Raw genomic sequence first — 17,416 nt, forward strand, 5'->3', positions numbered from 1 at the left:
TAACACAAAGCATTAAAAAGACAAAGAATCCAAGTGGAATTAAAAAGGATTTCTAAAGAAAAAAGTTCTCGAAAATCGAGAACTTTCCTTTATTTTGCATACCAAGCTAAGCCTTCATATTTCCAGCCCTTTTGCACTAAGTTATTCTTTTCATTTGTATTCAACGTATAATGGTGAGAACCTGCTTTTGCATTTGGGTTATAAAGACGGTGCAATGCATTTGGTCCCCCAGAATACCACGAAATACCTTCATAACGCCAGCCTTTTTTAATCAAGTTGTCTTTCTCATAAGCATGTAATGTATAATGATGATCTCCCGCGTTCGGATTATACAGACGGTAAACTGGATTCCCTGATGTTGGTCCATTCCAGCCTATACCTTCGTATTTCCACCCTTTTGAAACCAAATTATTTTTTTCTGCGACATTTTGTGTATAAAAGTGCTCGCCACTATTCGGATTATAAAGTCTGTACATCTGAATTGAATTTGCAGGTGGAGTCGTTTCAGGATTACTGAATGTTTTCGTATAATCTGCATTAATATCAAAATTTCCGCTGATACCTGGGAATGATAGTTGTGAAGACCATTGCCATGCTCCATATTGTGTATAGAAATTTGTTGTAGAAAGATTATATGGATACGCAGCGACCCATATATTTTTATTCCCAATTACAGAAGCATTGATTCGTCCTGTTGTTAACCAGTTCAAGCCAATATAGTGACGAACATTTCCATAGCCTAAGCTTTTCAATTGATTCTCAAAAGCTCTAGAATTATTGGTATGATTCCCTTTACCAAGAATTTGAGGTTCTTCAATATCATTAACCATGACAGTACCGCTACTCAAACCAAATTTCTTAGCCGCAGCCGCAAAATAGTTTGCTTCTGCCTTAGCCTGTGCATCAGTAGTAAACCAACTATAATGATAGGCGGAAACTTTCATTCCAGCAGCCATAGCGTTATTAATCTGTGATTGCGCATAAGGATTCGTATAACTGGTTGCTTCCGTTAATTTGACAACCACGCCTGTGACACCGTAACCTTTCATTTTTTGAAAGTTTGCAACAGAAATATTTCCATTATGCGAAGAAATATCTATAAAGCTTTTGCTTGGTGTATTCGTATTTGAAGCTGATACAGACGGTAATGCAGCAAATAGTTGAATCGTAGGATACAGATCAGAACGCCCCTTTGGCAAAGACATCGTCCCTTCAGCCGTTTCAATCTGTGTCTCAGGTACTGTTACCTTTTCTTCAGTGCTCTCTATAGTTTGTTCAGAATTACTTGTCTCAGTTGTTTCGGAACTACTGCTTTCATCTGTACTATTAATTGAGGTCGTCTCACTGATTTCAGTACTATTTACTACTTGACTCTCCTCGGCGAAAACTGTTGTTGATAGATTTAAACATAATACTGATAAAAAACATAGTCCAAGAATCTTTTTCTTCATATTCTCCTCCTCAAGGTTCATAATCCCTTTAACGCTCTTTTTAAAAAACTTCAAAAATAAAAAAACAAGATATAGTATCAATTCATTAATAATTCAATATTACCAAATTTAAGTATTTTTTTGAAGTTATTCATTATATTTATCGATCAGAAAGTGAAAAACTAAGTTATTGAAAAAAAAGTATGCAACACAAAATTGTGTTACATACCAATTTACTGCTATTTTTATCCCTTTTGCTAAACAACAAAGAAAATTAAAAAACTATTTTTCTACAGCTGTTCCTGTCACTAATTCAACTGCTTTTTTCATTTTGATGTCATGTTCTAGCATATCTTCTGTCAAAACACGCTTGATTTGTTCTTCTGGCATTTGATACATTTCTGCTAAATCTTTGATTTCTTTAGCAATATCTTCTTCAGATGCTTCAATTTTTTCTGCTTCAACGATAGCTTCCATTACCAAGTTTGTTTTTACTCGTCCTTCTGCTTCGCCTTCAAATTGTGTATGAAGATCTTCTTCAGTAGAACCAGTTAATTGGTAATACATTTCTGGAGAGATTCCTTGACGTTGCATGTTGTTTAAAAATTCGTCCATTGAACGGTGTACTTCATCATGAACCATCACGTGAGGAAGGTCAACGATTTCAGCATTTTCAACGGCTTGTTTAATAGCCGCTTCGTCTTTCGCTTCTTTCGCAGCTTCTTCTTTTTGTTTTGTTAATTCATCACGGTATTTTGCTTTTAGTTCATCTAAAGAATTCACTTCTTCATCAACATCTTTAGCAAAATCATCGTCTAATTCAGGTAATTCCTTTGCCTTTACTTCGTGAATCGTTACTTTGAAGATCGCTTCTTTCCCAGCAAGATCCTCTGCTTGATAATCTTCAGGGAAAGTAACGGTTACATCCAAACTTTCACCTGCTTTGTGACCAACTAATTGTTCTTCAAAGCCAGGAATGAATGAGCCAGAGCCTAATTCAAGTGAATAATTTTCACCTTTTCCACCTTCAAATGCTTCTTCGCCAACAAAGCCTTCGAAATCGATAACAGTTGTGTCACCATTTTCAGCAGCTTCATCTTCTTTGATAACTAATTCAGCTTGAGATTCTTGTTCTGATTTCAAACGTGCATCTACGTCAGCATCTGAAACTTCAACATCTTGCTTAGGAACTTCAAGTTCTTTGTAATCGCCTAATTTCACTTCAGGTTTTACTGTAACTTCAGCTTTGATTACCCAAGCTTCGCCCTTTTCCATGCTATCCACGTCGATTTTTGGTTGAGAAACTGGATCAATACCTGCTTCTTTTACAGCAGTTTCATAAGCTACTGGTAAAACGTCGTTCAATGCATCTTCGTATAGCGCTTCTTCACCGTACATACGATTAAATACTTGGCGAGATACTTTTCCCTTACGGAAGCCAGGTACGTTAAGATTTTTTTTCACTTTGTTGAATGCATTTGTTAATCCTTTTTGAATCTCGGTTTGTTCAATTGAGAAAGTTAACACACCATCATTGGTGCCTGTTTTTTCAAAATTTGCAGTCAAATTTGTTCCCTCCGAATACTAATATACTTGCATTTTGCATACCATTAAATATTACACTACTGATTGTGAAATGTAAATATAAAGCTTTTACTCTAGGCATTTTTTAATGATAAGCGAACATCAGTTGTTTTATCTTTTTTCGAATCGTTTCAATCCTCTCATCAAGCAACTCTGAGCTATTTCGATACCCTGACCAATACTCTGATAAGTAGCTAGCCACCCAAGCTTCAGGTTCCATAAATGATCTTTGCAATGGATATAAGAAGGCCATTTCCAATTTCACTTGCTCCAATATATTTGATAAAAGTATTGGATCTTCGTCGCTTAAGTGCTCATCCAAACGGATTGAGATTTCATTTTGGAGAGTTTCATCTACTCCTGTAATAGCTGGTGACAACTCTGCTATCTCATCTAAGAACGTCAAATAGTGAACCTTCTCAGAAACTCCTATTCGCGCTAAACTTTCAAATAAATAGCTGCGTACTATAGGCGTTACTTTGGGTTCCAGCATAAATTTTTTAGCCCATACTTGCAGACGTTCCTCAGATAATTGCTTGATCGCTCTAACTGAAACCAGTTGTTCCATTGGCGACAATAACGGTAACTGTCGAATCTCTGATTCAAGCTGCTCCATGATAGCCTGTTGCTGTTTTTGATAAAAAAATTCTTGATCCTCAATGCGCATCAACCAAAGATTTCTCTGTTCTTCTGTTAGCTGTTTCATCTTTTGAGCCCGCCATAAAAATTCACGAGCTGCAAAAAATCTGTGTGAGTACAATTGAATTTGCAAATAAAGATCTATTGTCTCTGGTGCTTCGAGATAACTGTCTGGTTCCTCCTCGGAAAACGCTAAAGCCTCTTCAAAATCCCCTTGTTCTAGGGAAAGATTGGCAATTAGATGGTTTAGTTTAGTCGAAGGATTCTCTTGATAGGCAAGTTTGTAGTTTTCCAACGCTTGTAAATAGTTCCCTGCTGAAAAAGCCTCTTCAGCAAGAGTTAAATAGTAATGATCGTTATTAGGAAATTCTATTGGATTCATCCCTGTGTAAAATCCTCTCTAGCTGCAAGTAAATTTAATGTAACAACACTAGTATCTGAGAAATAATCACCGATATGTTGCTTGTTTGGTGTAAAAATTGTTACAAGATAACCTAACATAAAAACCGAGCCTCGCAAAATAAAACGACAAGCACACTCACGCACTAAAACAGTTTGCCAGCTCAATTCTTCTTCTGTAAAGCAGACGACTCGAATCCCAAAAATCATCTTTCCAATCGTTTGCCCGTTGTTTAATTTTGTCAGCAGCACAAAATAAGCTAAATAAATAGCAAGTGTTAATAACCCGTAAATACTGAACAATTCATCATTCTTTGTTAATCCAAACAAATTTGCAGGTAATCCTAATAAAATTCCATTAATGGCTGAAATACACGCTAAATCTACAAGGTATGCAAAAAATCGAATCCAAAAACCCGCATAAAAATAATCTGGATAATGATGAAATTGCGGCTTACGCTCTTTTTTCTGTTCAAGTAATCGTGTTACCGGCCCGACAGCAGGTCTTTGGTCAGTTTCTTCAATCATTTTTACTCACCCCCATAGAGGTACATTGCCTTTGGAGCTTGTGGAGTACCAACGCTTTCGGCAATGTTTCTAACTAATTCTTCTTGTGATGGTTTAATCCCCTGCAACTCCGCCAGACTATTGCCAAGCCAAGTATCCAAGAAATTTGTTGATCCGCTTGTATAAGAAACAACCTTCGCATCGTTCAACCCATTATCTTTCCGCAAGGCTTTCAACGCTTGATCTGGATAACCGATATCATCTACCAAGCCATTTTCAAGAGCTTGAGCTCCATCGTAAATTCTTCCATCCGCTAATTTCCGAACATCTGCTTCATTCATTTTACGACCATCTGCTACAACTTTGACGAATCGGCCATACATACTATCCACAAAAGCTTGCAATACCTCTTTGTCTTCTTTTGTCTGTGGTCTTGATCCAGAACCGATATCTTTTAAAGCACCACTCTTAATCGTAGCATCAGCAATCCCAAGCTTCTCCATCAGACCAGAATAATTCATACTGGACATAATCACTCCAATAGAACCAGTCATAGTATCTTCAGTTGCAAATATTCGATCCGAATTTGCTGCAATATAGTAGCCGCCACTAGCAGCTTGACTTTCCATTGAAGCATAAATCGGAATTTTCTTCTCATTTTGCAATTCCTTCAATGCGCGAGTAATTTCGGCTGTCTCGTAAACTGAACCTCCTGGTGAGTTGATCTCTAACAAAATCCCTTTCACTGAAGAATCCTTTTTAATTGTAGCTAATTGCTTCATAAAGGATTCATGATTGTATCCTCCAGTTGAAAACAATCCACTAGTGCCATCATCAATGATCGTCCCTTCCACAACAAGTTTGACAATCTTTTTGCTGCTAGATCCAGCTTCTTCCACTTTTTCTTGGGGTTCACCGGTTCCATACAGTAGTTCATTAACTTGACTAAGCTCTTTTTTACTTTCATTTTTTCGGCTGATTGTTGTCGAGATTCCTGAGAAAATCAGTAATACTACTGCAATACCAACCGCCACCCAACGTCTTTTATTCATCTATCTTCCTCCTTGTTCATTTTTAAAGTGATAATTTTCCAAGAAAAATTAGTTTGATTCGAATGTCAATATCTTTAACTAAACGTCTAGATAAATTAGCTATTTGATTAACTATCTTATGTTGAAATATGTTGCAAAAAAGTCGAACTGACATTCTTAATTTTACTCAGAATAAAGCTACCACATTAATATAAATTACGGATAATCATTACTTTTTCTGTTGGACCTTCTGCTTTCATTTTTTCAGCTTTTTCCACTAAAGAATATCCGCCAAAAAATTCATGCGTTAAAGGATCTTCAATTTTGAAGGCTTGGGCTTCCTCAATGCTTAACGCATCTGGATTGATTTCTTGAATACTATCCCAGCCGGTATCTAAGAAAATCTTCGTTTCATCGTTAATCTCTGGATTATCAACAAGTTGCGCTAAATATTTACGTAACTCGCCGACTGTTAGATTTTCTGGTTGGTTCATTCTATTTTCCTCCTTATATATTTTCTGCGAAAAGAGTCTTCACAGAAATATCTTTTTTACAAACGAATAGTCGCTACAAGTAACAAAAAGATTTGCGCTAAAACTATTCGATAAATGATACTTCTCTATTCTACCTTATTCTTCTTACAGATGAAACGTAGAAGATTCTTTGTTATCCCTCTCTTTTTTTCACTAATTTCATATATACCAATTACTAAAAAATAAAAAAATGTTTGACTATACTGAAAGTTTGTATTATATTATTCATTGTTTCCGAGAGTAAAACAAAAAAATCTTAAATGTACCAATAAGATAGCGCCAGACCTCTTCTAGAGGTGACGAGGAAGAAGCTAATCGAATGATTCGGCGGGTGGCTTCAGGGTTGCTGTGCTCTACAGATCATTACAAAAACTTTATAAAAGAACAAAAAAATGATCGGACAGCTCGGGAACATATAATGACAGGAAAGTAGGAAGACATTATGTGTGGAATCGTAGGAATTGTAGGAAATGATCAAGCAACAAGTATTTTAGTGAATGGTTTAGAGAAATTAGAATATCGCGGGTATGACTCAGCAGGCATCTTTGTAGCAGATCAAAATGATGATTTTTTAGTAAAGTCTCAAGGTCGAATTAAGGAACTGGCCGACAAAATTGGTAAAGACGTACACGGCACAATCGGAATTGGTCATACACGTTGGGCTACCCATGGCGAACCAAGTGAAGAAAATGCTCATCCACATACTTCACAAAGTAAACGCTTTGTGTTGGTTCATAACGGTGTAATCGAAAATTATGATGAGCTAAAAGAAAAATATTTAACAGATGACATTTTTTATGGTGAAACGGACACTGAAATTGCTGTTCATTTGGTCGAGTACTTTTCGGAACAAGGTCTTTCAACAAAAGAAGCATTTCGTAATGCACTAAAAGAGATTCATGGATCATATGCTTTCGGTTTAATCGACAAAAAAGATCGTGAAACAATTTATGTTGGCAAAAACAAGAGCCCACTTTTGATTGGTTTAGGAGATGGTTTCAATGTAGTCTGCAGCGATGCGATGGCAATGTTAGAACAAACGAATCAATTTGTTGAAATCAATGATGGGGAAATGGTCATCGTTATAAAAAATCGTATTGAAATTGAAGACGAGTCTGGAAATGAAATCCAACGTGCTCCCTATGAAGCAAAAATTGATCTTTCTGATATGGAAAAAGGTACCTATCCTTACTATATGTTGAAAGAAATCGATGAACAGCCTGCAACGATGCGTCGGATCATCAGTGAGTACACAGATGAAACAGGAACCGTCGTTATCGAAAATGAGTTGTTGCAAAGTTTATTAAACAGTGATCGTATTTATATTGTTGCTTGTGGTACAAGTAATAATGCTGGTTGGGCAAGCAAGCAGATTATCGAAGGCTTGGCCAATATTCCAGTTGAAATCCATTTATCAAGTGAATTTGGTTACAATATGCCTTTACTTTCAGAGAAACCGTTCTTTATTTACTTGACACAAAGTGGTGAAACTGCGGACAGTCGTCAAGTGTTAGTAAAAACTAATGAACTTGGATACCCTTCATTAACTGTGACCAACGTTGCCGGATCAACCTTATCTAGAGAAGCAAGCTACACAATGCTACTACATGCAGGACCAGAAATTGCTGTTGCTTCAACTAAGGCCTATACCGCTCAAATAGCAGCATTAACCGTTTTAGCAAAGGCTGTTGGCGAAGCAAAAGAAATTACTGCTGCAAAAGAATTTGATTTAACAAAAGAACTTGGAATCGCAGCGAACGCAATGGATGTGATGATTGCTGAAAAAACGATGATCGAGGAAATTGCAGCTGAATATTTGGCAACGACTCGAAACGCTTTCTACATCGGACGTTCTGAAGATTACTATGTTTCAATGGAAGTCGCACTAAAACTAAAAGAAATTTCTTATATTCAAGCAGAAGGCTTCGCAGCTGGTGAATTGAAGCACGGTACGATAGCTTTAGTCGAAGAGGGTACGCCGGTTATTGGAATCATTACTGAGGCTGTAACCGCTCCTCACACGCGCGGAAATCTAAGAGAAGTGGAAAGTCGTGGAGCCCATACTTTAGTAATTGCATCTGAAGAATTAAGCAAAGATGGTGACCAAATCATTTTACCGACCGTTCATCAATTTTTACGTCCGCTTGTCTCTGTAATTCCAGGACAATTAATTGCCTATTATGCAACTTTATTGCGTGGATACGATGTTGATAAACCTCGTAACTTAGCTAAGTCTGTGACTGTTGAATAAACAAACTAGAGGGAGTGACAAAAGTAATAGTCACTCCCTCTTTTACATGTAAAACGCCCGAACTTAAGAAATCAGGCGTTTTTGTTCTCTAATCTAATCCAATTTCTTCACGAACAACTGCTGCGATTTTATCGACATAGTAGTCGACCTTTTCATCTGTAGGCGCTTCAGCCATAACTCGCAATAACGGTTCTGTTCCTGAAGGACGAACTAAGATGCGTCCGTCTCCATTCATTTCTGCTTCTGCTTCTTCAATTGCTTGTTTGATGGCTGGTACGTCCATGGCACCGTACTTGTCGCTGACACGAATGTTTACCAATTTTTGAGGATAGATTGTTACCTCGCTAGCAAGTTCTGAGAGCTTTTTACCGGTTTGTTTCATAATGTTTAATAATTGAACCCCCGTCAGCATACCATCACCTGTTGTATTGTAGTCTAAGAACAATACATGACCTGATTGCTCACCGCCAAGATTATAATCATTCTTACGCATTTCTTCAACCACATAACGGTCCCCGACCTGTGTAATGACATCATCCAAACCAATATCCTCAATAGCCTTATGAAAACCTAAATTACTCATAACGGTTGTGACAACCGTATCTTTTTTTAGCCGTTTACGTTCGGCTAAATATTTCGCACAGATAAACATAATGCGATCCCCATCCACGATATTTCCAAGCTCATCTACCGCAATCACTCGATCGCCATCACCATCAAAAGCCAAACCAGCATCTGCGCCCTTTTCAACGACCATTTTCGCTAAAGCTTCTGGATGAGTGGAACCAACACCCGCATTGATATTTAGTCCGTTCGGAGAAGTTCCCATTGTGTAAAAATCAGTTTCTAAATCGGCAAATAAGCGATTAACACTTGTTGAAGTTGCACCATTAGCTGCATCTACACAAACTGTTAACCCTGATAAATCGCCTGAAATTGTCTGCACTAAGAACTGAGAATATTTTAATAACCCTTCATGGAATTCGTCTAATGTCCCTAATCCTTCAGCAGATGGACGCGGCAATGTATCCTCCTCAGCATCAATCAACGCTTCGATCTCAGCCTCTTGTTCATCAACTAATTTAAAGCCGTCTCCACCGAAAAATTTAATTCCATTATCTTCTGCTGGATTGTGTGACGCAGAAATCATAACACCTGCAGAGGCTTTTTGTAATCTCGTTAAGTAGGCCACCCCTGGGGTTGAGATAACACCAAGCTGGAAAACTTCGATACCAACAGATAATAACCCTGAAATCAAAGCTGTTTCTAATAGTTCGCCTGAGATACGAGTATCACGTCCTACTAAAACACGTGGACGTCCTTCACTCTCATGATGTTGACTTAAAACGTAGCCACCACAACGGCCCAACTTAAATGCTAGCTCAGGTGTTAGCTCCTTATTCGCGATTCCGCGTACTCCATCTGTTCCAAAATATTTACCCATTAAATTATATTTCCCTTCTTCATCTAGTTAGCTGATTGATTTGTCGACTCTTCTTGACTGCTAGTCGCTTGAGTATCAGTGCTCATTTCCGAAGATCTTGAACTGTCACTTGAGTTCCCCGCGGCTCCTGTTGTCGACGAACTAGAATGATTTGTACTACTTGTTTCTGAGTCTTGTGATTTTTTAAATACTGGTGTTACTTGTGCACTTACTGTTTTCGGAATAACCTGATAATTTCCAGAGATTGGGACATCGATAAATTTTTTTACCGTCCCTTGAATTTGACTTACGTCAACCGGAATACCAATACTGTCTATTTGATCAATTACTGACTGCACGCCAGTAATTGTTGCCTTTGTTCGATTCAGATCGATTTTGACACTTTCAACCGACGAAGGCAAATCTCCTTCTTGAATCGGATAAAGCGAAACTTCTTTACTTGGTGTTTGAATTTCAAAATTGACAGTTACATTTTGCGGATCTGATTGGATCGGCAATACTTCGCCGCTGGCATTTAAAGCCTGTACAGGTGCTTGGATACTTTCCTGATCCGAAGAAAGTTTACTACTATCTACTGAAGCGACAACACGATCGATTTCTTTCATTGTGGTTTCTCCAGTTGTGATTTCAACCTTCTCTGGTTGAGTTGACAGTTCTCCGACTTTCAATCCATTATTACTGGTCGTACTGCTTAAAATTGGAGACACATCAAATTTCTTTTTGACCTTTTTTTCAATCGTAACTGAAATTGTTTCTGGTTCAATCGTTGCAAAAAGTGAACTAGATAAATTTTTCGTTTTCAATCTAACTTCATGCGTTCCAGATCCAAGCTTAGATAAATCAGCAACTACACTGAAATTGCGAGTATCTGGATCGATTTCTCTATTCAATTGAATCCTATTAGCACCGCTCAATTTGACTGTTACATTTGATGAAAACCCATGAACAAAATAATCATCAGAATCGTAAACAACATTAATCGGTACATTCTGTATAGATTCTTCATAGTTCGTATCAGATGAAATTAATCTGCTGAAATTTGAACTATTTACATTAAAAAATAAGATTAAACTAAATAGCAGGGAGATCAACATATAAGGTACGTTGTCTTTTTTGAACTTAATTCTCATTTTTTGCCTCCTTTAGTCAAACCTTCCAAAAAGGTTTGCAAGAGACTCTTTCTCCCTACAATTTTCTCATCCGGTAGTAATTCTCGTCGCATTACAGCCAAGTATTCTTCTTGGGTCAAGTCGTGCAGGAAGTCATTGCTTAACGTAATGCTTACACCACCTGTCTCTTCTGAGACGATGAAAGTCAGAGCATCGCTGACTTCACTAATACCAACTGCCGCTCGATGTCTGGTTCCGAATTCTTTTGGAATTAGCATACTATCCGAAAGAGGTAAATAAGCAGAGGCAACTGCGATTTTTCCATCTTTGACGATAACAGCGCCATCGTGCAGAGGTGTATTAGGAATAAAAATATTGATCAATAACTCGCCGGTAATATCCGCATCTAGATCAATTCCGGTTTCAATATACTCGTCTAAGCCTGTTGAACGTTGAATTGTGACTAGAGCCCCGATTTTTCGTTTTGACATGTATTGAATGGCTTTATCGAAGGCCAAAATCATCCGTTCATCATCCAGCTCTTCTTTCTTCGATGTTTTAAAGAAAGCACTGCGTCCTAGATGCTCTAAACCACGTCGAACTTCCGGCTGAAAGATAATAATTGCCGCAATCACGCCATAAGTGATGACCTGATTCATCAGCCACGATAACGTATGCAGACCAATTAACTCGGCAACAATCCGGATACCGATAAAGATTGCGACACCTTTAAGCAATTGAACAGCCTTTGTTCCGCGAACAAGTTCAAACAAACGATAAATCAGAAACCAAACAACAAATATATCTAAAAGGTTGACGATAATATCCCAGGTTGAAAGATTCTCAGAAAAAAAGCTAAGCCAATAATCTGGTTTGAATAATTCAATTAAACGATTAGGCATGAATAACCTCTCTTTCTATCCAAAATTCTCTACAATTATACCACAATGGTACAGCTCTAGCATAAAATTTAAGAGAGAGCCTTAGCAAGCTAAGACTCTCAAATATAACTATTTTTTACGTTTCTCAGCTCGTGCTGCTCGGCGTGCAGCGCGTCTAGCTTCTGCTTCTGGATCAACTTTACGCTCACGTTTTAGTTTAACATTGACTGCTTCATCAGTATTTTCCAACTTAGTTCCAGCTAATTTCGCACGAATCTTTTCTTCTTGTCCGGCTAACCGGGCGTAATTATAGAAACGAGTCTGTGCATCATTTACTGTCTTTTGGTATAGACGCTGTGCATCTTCAGGTTGAATTCTTTCCAACGCAGAAAAACGTGTTTGTTGTTTCATGAATCCGATCATTTCATCAAAATTTGGTTTCTTATAGTCCAATGTCATCGGATTTTTACCTTTTTCACGTTGTAAAGGATTGTAACGATACAGTGACCAATAGCCTGAATTAACAGCATCTTTTGCTTCTTGCAGCGTTTTGCTCATTCCACCGCGTAACCCGTGATTAATACATGGCGTATAAGCAATTACAAGCGAAGGTCCAGGGAATTTTTCTGCTTCTTCTAGAGCTTTGATGGTTTGCATTTGGTTTGCTCCAGAGGCAATTTGAGCCACATAGACATTGCCATAGGTCATCGCCATCATACCTAAGTCTTTTTTAGACTGATATTTTCCACCCGCAGAAAATTTCGCAATAGCAGAAGCTGGGGTCGCTTTAGACGTTTGACCGCCTGTATTAGAATAAACTTCATTATCCATTACCAAAATATTTACGTCAGCACCGCTGGCTAAAATATGATCTATCCCGCCAAAGCCGATATCATAAGCCCAGCCATCACCACCAAACATCCACTGACTGGTTTTCACAAACAAATCACGATTATCATAAATATCAGCAAGCTTTGGATCAGATAAATCCGCCACTTCTAAGGCCGCCGCTAGTTTTGTGGCTCTTTGTTGCGTCCCTTCTGATTCAAACATATGATCCATCCAGTCTTCCAACAACTCTCGTAAATCATCTGAAACGTAATCTAGTACATCATTGATTTTATCAGCTAGCTCTTTACGACGTGTTTGGTTTGCTAAAAACATACCGTAGCCATACTCCGCATTATCTTCAAACAACGAATTCGACCAAGCGGGTCCTTGTCCTTTTTCATTCGTTGTATATGGACTGACTGGAGCCGCCGCACCCCAAATAGATGAACAACCAGTTGCATTAGCAATCATCATACGATCACCAAACATTTGTGTCATTAATTTGACATAAGGTGTTTCTCCACAGCCAGCACAAGCGCCTGAGAATTCAAGCAATGGTTGATTAAATTGAGAGCCTAAAACAGAATTTGTTTTTGCAGGATTTGCCTTTTGCTTTAAAGTCATTGAGAATGCCCAGTTGATTGCTTGTTCTTTTTCCTCTTCGTAAGGCTTCATGACCAAAGCTTTACCTTTCGCCGGACAAGCCTCCACACACAAGCCGCAACCTGTACAATCTTCAACGGAAACCTGAATACGGTATTTCTGTCCATCAGCACCACGCATCTCTCTTACAATGTATCCTTCAGGTGCTGCCTCCATTTCTTCCTCATCGGCTAAGAATGGTCGAATTGCAGCGTGAGGACAAACAAATGAACATTCATTACACATCGTGCAGCGGTCACTAATCCAGTGCGGAACTTCTAAAGCTACACCACGTTTCTCAAACTTCGCTGTACCTGTTGGTATAGTTCCATCTGTCATCCCATTTATAACTAAATCATTCACTGTCAAGCTATTTCCTTGTTGTGAATTTATCGGTTCGACGATTTGTTCCACATATTGAGTAACCGGTGTTTGCCGGATTTTTTTTGGAATCTCTACTTTAGCCCAAGTTTCAGGTACTTGAACTTGATGTAAAAGTTCAACTGTTTGATTAATCGCAGCTATATTTTTTTCGACGATCTCTAATGATTTCCGTCGATAGCTCTTATCTGCTTCCGCTTTTAAAATATCTAATACTTCCTCAAAAGGAATGATCCCAGTTAAACGGAAAAACGCCGTTTGCATAACTGTATTGATTCGTGAACCTAAACCAACATCCATTGCTAATTTCGCGGCATTGATGGTATAAAATTTAATATCATTTTCTGCAATATAACGCTTCATCTTAGCTGGCAGTAATCGATCAATCTGCGCATCATTCCACATAGTATTCATTAAGAAGACTCCGCCTGGCTTCAGACCTTTTAATAGATCATAAGTGTGAATATAAGCTGGTGTATGACAAGCGATAAAATCTGCACTCTCAACAAGATACGTCGAACGGATCGGCGTATCACCAAATCGTAAATGAGAAACAGTTAATCCGCCCGATTTTTTTGAATCATAACTGAAATATCCCTGTGCGTATTTATCTGTATGGTCCCCAATAATCTTAATAGCCGACTTATTCGCACCAACGGTTCCATCTGACCCAAATCCCCAGAATTTTGCTTGAAATGTTTTAGGATTTGTCAGGTCAAGAATACCCTTTGTTTCTAATGACATATTTGTTACATCATCAACGATTCCAATCGTAAAACGTTTTTTTGCTTCTTTTTTATTCTTGGTCAATTCATCGTAAACAGCAATAATTTGATCTGGAGTCACATCCTTAGAGCCTAAACCAAAACGACCGCCAATGATTTTAGGACGAACATCCGCTTCATACATTACTCCTTGAACGTCTAATAAAAGTGGTTCCCCATCTGCCCCCGGCTCTTTTGAACGATCCAATACAGCAATTGATTTAACAGTATCCGGCAGTTTGTCCAAAAAATTTTCAGTCGGGAACGGACGATACAAATGAATGTTTAGAAATCCAACCTTACGTCCGTTTGCATTTAAATAGTCCACCGTCTGCTCAATAGTTTGGGCTACGGAACCCATCGCTACAATAACCTCTTCAGCATCTTCAGCACCATAATAGGTTACTAAGTCGTAGTTTGTTCCACGTAATTTATTAATTTCAAACATATATTTTTGGACAATTGCTGGCAGTTCATCATAATAGCGATTGACTGTTTCCCTTTGTTGAAAATGTACATCTGGATTTTGATTGGTTCCGCTGATGGTAGGATGATTGGGATTCATACTACGTTTACGGAAAGCTCTTAATTTTTCTTGGTTAATTAACGGCGCCAGCTCCTGATAATCAAGCACCTCGACCTTTTGAATCTCATGGCTCGTCCGGAAACCATCGAAAAAATTCATGAAAGGCAAACTACCTTCAATCGCGGCCAAATGTGCGACAGCAGATAAATCCATTACTTCTTGCACACTACTTTCTTGCAGCATAGCGAAGCCTGTTTGACGAGCTGCCATTACATCTCCGTGATCACCAAAAATATTCAATGCATTTGTCGTAACGGCACGACTAGCAACATGAAAAACGCCTGGTAACAATTCACCGGCGATCTTATACATGTTAGGAATCATCAAGAGCAATCCCTGAGAGGCAGTATAAGTCGTAGTTAATGCGCCGGTTTTCAGCGCACCATGTACGACACCAGCGGCACCGGCCTCTGATTGCATTTCCGTAATTGATACGGGTTGACCAAATATATTTTTCTTTCCTTGTGAAGCCCACTGGTCTACAAGTTCGGCCATTGTTGAGCTAGGAGTGATCGGGTAAATTGCGGCTAATTCTGTAAATGCGTATGAAATATAAGCAGCAGCTGTATTTCCATCCATCGTTTTTTTCTTACGCATGTGTCTCCTCCTTTTTCAATTAATTGTTGTCATTTCTAATGTAGAAAAACAACCTATATTTCTGTAATATCTCTACAAGATACTTGGATTCTTGAGATACCAATTTTAGAATTTTTATAACAACGGATTTATTATAAACTAACATACCTTAATTTCAATATGTCTTGTAGGCTTTTTAACTTAATTTATATGAAAAGAGTTTGTATTCTTATAAATATTCTGTACACTAATAGATGAAAGGATGTGTTTTCGTATGGATATTTCAGTTATTAAAGGAAAGCTAGTCAATGATTTTAATGGGATTAAAATTGGATCTGATACAGCACCAAAACGCTTGATTGAATTTATCAACCTCCGTTGCCCTTACTGTAAACAGTGGTTCGAAGAATCTTATGACACGTTAAATCAAGCTGTCACAGAAGGGAAAATTCAACGCGTCATCAAATTACTAGACAAGGATAAAATTAGTTTACAACGCGGCAATGTTATGCATGAATACATTGATACTGACCCTGAAAAGGCATTAACACAAATTCAACAGGCGTTCGAAACCCAAACAATTTGGCAAGATTTCGAACTCGAAGCTGTCGCTGAGTACGCCGAAAAAACACTGCGTTTCAACCAGCAAGCAAACCAAATATTGCAAAGCGAGATACGCAACGAAGCCGAACAAGCCAATATCAAATTTGTACCAACAATTGTTTTAGGCGAACATATTTTTGACGAATCTATTGATGAAGCCACATTAAAATCATATATTGCTGAATAGATAAAAAAACCGTTTGGAATTGAACTGACCTCCGAATGTTAGATCAAAAATCTAACATTTGGAGGTCGCTTCACTTCAAAATCAAACGGTTTTTTTGCGTAAATTATCTGCAAAGTCATTGATCTTACGAATTCGATGATTGATTCCCGATTTGGAGATTGCACCTGATGGAATCATTTCTCCTAATTCTTTTAAACTAATTTCTGGATTTTGTATTCTTAATTCTGCGATTTCCTGCAACTTCTCAGGTAAAGACTGCAAACCGACAGTAGCTTCAATAAAATGAATGTTTTCAATCTGCTTTGAAGCAGCATCAATTGTCTTATTCATATTCGCTGTCTCGCAATTAACCAAACGATTAACCGAATTGCGCATGTCACGTACGATTCGAACATCTTCAAATTTTAACATCGAGTTCGTCGCGCCAATCAACGTTAAAAAGTCGGCAATTTTCTCGGCCCCTTTTAGATACGTGATGTACCCATTTCTGCGCTCCAGGGTACGTGCATTTAAGTCGAACTGGTTGAGTAAATCACAAATATCTTGATTATGCTCCTCATAGATCGACGAAATCTCTAAATGATAGCGACTAGTTTCTGGATTATTAACTGAACCAGAAGCCAAAAAAGCCCCTCTTAAATATGCGCGAGTTTTTTTCTCTGATTGTTTGATCTCATTAGAAATATGCGATTGAAACATCGCACCGTCCATGATATCCAAATCTAGTAATATTTTCTGAGTTTCCTGTTTCAGCCGTACAATATAAACATTATTTTTCTTCAATTTCATTTTACGCCGTACCAGCAATTCGCTGCGAACACCGTAATGCTCTTTCAACAGCGTAAAAATTCGACGAGCAATTGCGGCATTTTCCGTTTGAACGTTCAAAACAAATTGATGATTGTTCAAACTAAGCGAACCGTTCATTCGTATCAAAGCAGCTAATTCAGCTTGCGCGAGATTCTTTTGGACCGCCAGACCCGTTAATTCCTTTTTTACCTCTGCTGCAAAAGACATGGCGAGCCCTCCTTATTTCTA

The 17,416-nt window shown here is 38.2% G+C and carries 13 protein-coding genes; 2 read left to right on the forward strand and 11 right to left on the reverse strand.

Features of this window, described 5'->3' with window-relative positions:
• Positions 1–89 precede the first annotated feature (89 nt).
• From OMU_RS06505 to OMU_RS06530, 6 genes are all read right to left on the reverse strand, one after another.
• Positions 90–1,451 (reverse strand): GH25 family lysozyme, encoded by a 1,362-nt coding sequence (locus tag OMU_RS06505; protein WP_016179174.1) that lies wholly within the window; start codon positions 1,449–1,451, stop codon positions 90–92.
• A gap of 261 nt (positions 1,452–1,712) precedes the next feature.
• Positions 1,713–2,996 carry a trigger factor gene (gene tig, locus OMU_RS06510; protein ID WP_016179175.1) on the reverse strand — a complete coding sequence of 428 codons (1,284 nt, stop codon included), beginning with the start codon at positions 2,994–2,996 and terminating at the stop codon, positions 1,713–1,715.
• Positions 2,997–3,099: 103 nt separating this feature from the next.
• Positions 3,100–4,035, reverse strand: a complete 936-nt coding sequence (locus OMU_RS06515; protein WP_016179176.1) for a tetratricopeptide repeat protein — start codon at positions 4,033–4,035, stop codon at positions 3,100–3,102.
• Positions 4,032–4,580 carry an RDD family protein gene (locus tag OMU_RS06520; protein WP_016179177.1) on the reverse strand — a complete coding sequence of 183 codons (549 nt, stop codon included), beginning with the start codon at positions 4,578–4,580 and terminating at the stop codon, positions 4,032–4,034. Before OMU_RS06520 ends, OMU_RS06515 begins: the two co-directional genes overlap by 4 nt.
• 2 nt (positions 4,581–4,582) lie before the next feature.
• Positions 4,583–5,611 carry a signal peptide peptidase SppA gene (gene sppA, locus OMU_RS06525; RefSeq protein ID WP_016179178.1) on the reverse strand — a complete coding sequence of 343 codons (1,029 nt, stop codon included), beginning with the start codon at positions 5,609–5,611 and terminating at the stop codon, positions 4,583–4,585.
• 185 nt (positions 5,612–5,796) lie between these two features.
• On the reverse strand, positions 5,797–6,084 hold the full coding sequence (locus OMU_RS06530) for a hypothetical protein (RefSeq protein WP_016179179.1): 288 nt from the start codon (positions 6,082–6,084) through the stop codon (positions 5,797–5,799).
• Between the two features lie 481 nt (positions 6,085–6,565).
• Here OMU_RS06530 and glmS point away from each other — a divergent pair, with 481 nt between their 5' ends.
• Positions 6,566–8,374: a glutamine--fructose-6-phosphate transaminase (isomerizing) gene (gene glmS, locus OMU_RS06535; RefSeq protein ID WP_016179180.1), complete on the forward strand. Its 1,809-nt coding sequence runs from the start codon at positions 6,566–6,568 to the stop codon at positions 8,372–8,374.
• Positions 8,375–8,462: 88 nt separating this feature from the next.
• Here glmS and glmM read toward each other — a convergent pair whose 3' ends face one another.
• The 4 genes from glmM to nifJ all read right to left on the reverse strand — a co-directional run bounded on the left by glmM (position 8,463) and on the right by nifJ (position 15,609).
• A complete protein-coding gene (glmM, locus tag OMU_RS06540; RefSeq protein ID WP_016179181.1) occupies positions 8,463–9,818 on the reverse strand; it encodes a phosphoglucosamine mutase in 1,356 nt (451 codons plus the stop codon).
• Between the two features lie 23 nt (positions 9,819–9,841).
• A complete protein-coding gene (locus OMU_RS06545; protein ID WP_016179182.1) occupies positions 9,842–10,948 on the reverse strand; it encodes a CdaR family protein in 1,107 nt (368 codons plus the stop codon).
• Entirely contained in the window at positions 10,945–11,829 is an 885-nt protein-coding gene (cdaA, locus tag OMU_RS06550; protein WP_016179183.1) for a diadenylate cyclase CdaA, read from the reverse strand. The genes OMU_RS06545 and cdaA overlap by 4 nt, the downstream gene beginning before the upstream one ends.
• 108 nt (positions 11,830–11,937) lie before the next feature.
• Entirely contained in the window at positions 11,938–15,609 is a 3,672-nt protein-coding gene (nifJ, locus tag OMU_RS06555) for a pyruvate:ferredoxin (flavodoxin) oxidoreductase (RefSeq protein WP_016179184.1), read from the reverse strand.
• Between the two features lie 253 nt (positions 15,610–15,862).
• Between nifJ and OMU_RS06560 the strand changes: the two genes are divergently transcribed.
• Complete coding sequence (locus tag OMU_RS06560) at positions 15,863–16,378, forward strand: thioredoxin domain-containing protein (protein ID WP_016179185.1); 516 nt, start codon at positions 15,863–15,865, stop codon at positions 16,376–16,378.
• Positions 16,379–16,459: 81 nt separating this feature from the next.
• Here the strand turns inward: OMU_RS06560 and whiA are convergent, their stop codons facing one another.
• Entirely contained in the window at positions 16,460–17,395 is a 936-nt protein-coding gene (gene whiA / locus OMU_RS06565; protein WP_016179186.1) for a DNA-binding protein WhiA, read from the reverse strand.
• Between the last annotated feature and the right edge of the window lie 21 nt (positions 17,396–17,416).

This window comes from Enterococcus avium ATCC 14025 (genome assembly GCF_000406965.1).
Lineage (GTDB): Bacteria > Bacillota > Bacilli > Lactobacillales > Enterococcaceae > Enterococcus_A > Enterococcus_A avium.